The 1,562-nt window shown below is 66.0% G+C and carries 2 protein-coding genes; both read left to right on the forward strand.

Annotation, left to right across the window (positions count from 1 at the left end; all coding sequences use genetic code 11):
• Positions 1-89 precede the first annotated feature (89 nt).
• Positions 90-650, forward strand: coding sequence for an SUKH-4 family immunity protein (locus ACF09K_RS34285; protein ID WP_392249256.1), 561 nt, complete (start codon positions 90-92; stop codon positions 648-650).
• 80 nt (positions 651-730) lie between these two features.
• Positions 731-1,501: a transposase gene (locus tag ACF09K_RS34290; RefSeq protein ID WP_392249257.1), complete on the forward strand. Its 771-nt coding sequence runs from the start codon at positions 731-733 to the stop codon at positions 1,499-1,501.
• Positions 1,502-1,562: the final 61 nt, after the last annotated feature.

Raw genomic sequence — 1,562 nt, forward strand, 5'->3', positions numbered from 1 at the left:
CCTAAGGGCTGTCCCGCAAGTGCGGCTGTGCCGTGATCTGAGGCCGCTCGATAGGGTCAGGGCCACAGCCGACGGAAGAGGATCGTTCGATGGCGACGTTCGACCAGCTGACCGAGTGGGCCGGCCTGGGGCATGTCATGCGAGTCGGACAGGACGTTGTGGCCGGCTGGCGGATCCCGGACTTTATGAAGGCACAGCTCGTCGAGGTCGGCATCCCGGTCGCTCCGCGCCTCATCGAACGAGTCGTGATGCAGAGCGAGGCTGAGCCAGCCCTCCTCACCTCCCGGGGCCCGCTCTACCGTCTCACCGAGCAGGCGGACCCCGATGATCAGGCCGAGCGGTCATCGTTCGGCGTCGAGCCGGAGACCGGGGCGGTCTACTTCGTCATGCCGGACGGGGAGGCGGGCTTCGCCAACTCGGGTGTCGGTGTGTGGCTCGACGTCCTTCACTGTTATGGCAGTCGCGTCAAAGCCTCCGAGCTCCTCAACGAGCCGGACGGCCCCGAGGAGTACCTCTCTGAAGAAGAGGAAGAGCGGGCTTTCGCCGAGCTGAACCGGCTGGCCGAGGAGCTGAAGGAGATCGACCCGGCGGCCTTCAATGGCTACGAGGGGTTTCTCTGGCCAGGGCTCCTGGACCGCTGGCTCTACTGACCTCGGCCGGCAGATCCAAGGCTCGTAGGCTTGGATCTGCGCAGGAGGCCGGGGCCACCCACGACTGAGATGATCTTCATGTGGGGGCTGTGATCACGGCGTCGGAGCCGTCATGGATAACGCCGTACTCCGGTCTGAGCCCGAAGCAGTTCGGGAAACTGATCACCATGCTGCGGCGCGAAGGCCCGCCCCGCGTTTGCCGAGGCCGTCCATGGAGCCTGCCGCTGGAAGACCGGGTGCTGCTGGTCGCCGCGTACTGGCGGACGAACCTGACCTTGCGGCAACTGGCTCCCTTGTTCGGGATCTCGAAGTCGGCCGCAGGCCGGATCGTGAACCAGCTCGGTCCCTTGCTCGCGCTGCGGCTGCGGAGCCGCTTCCGCAGAGACACGGTGCTGATCGTGGACGGCACCCTGGTGCCGACACGGGACCACAGCGTGGCCGAGCAGTCCAAGAACTACCGCTACTCGACCAACCACCAGGTCGTCATCGATGCCGACTCACGCCTTGTCGTCTCCGTCGGCCGGCCAGTGCCCGGCAACCGCAACGACTGCAAGGCATGGGAACTGTCCGGAGCCAAGAACTCGGTCGGCAACACCACCGTGATCGCCGACGGCGGCTACCGCGGCACCGGCCTGATCATCCCGCACCGCCGCGAACCCGGCCAGACCGAGCTACCGGCCTGGAAGGAAGCCCACAACACCTCCCACCGCAAAGTCCGCGCCCGCGTCGAGCACACCTTCGCCCGCATGAAGACCTGGAAGATCCTCCGCGACTGCCGCCTCAAAGGAGACGGCGTCCACCACGCCATGCTCGGCATCGCCCGGCTCCACAACCTCGCCTTGACCGGATAGTGGATCTATGACGACGACTGCTGAGGAGCACATCTGAGATCACTTGCGGGACAGCCCTTAG

The sequence above is a fragment of the Streptomyces sp. NPDC014882 genome (assembly GCF_043081325.1).
GTDB lineage: Bacteria > Actinomycetota > Actinomycetes > Streptomycetales > Streptomycetaceae > Streptomyces.

What these genes read in the sequence shown, in the direction of transcription:
- ACF09K_RS34285 (WP_392249256.1), top strand. Translation starts at nt 90, where the DNA reads ATGGCGACGTTCGACCAGCTGACCGAGTGGGCCGGCCTGGGGCATGTC.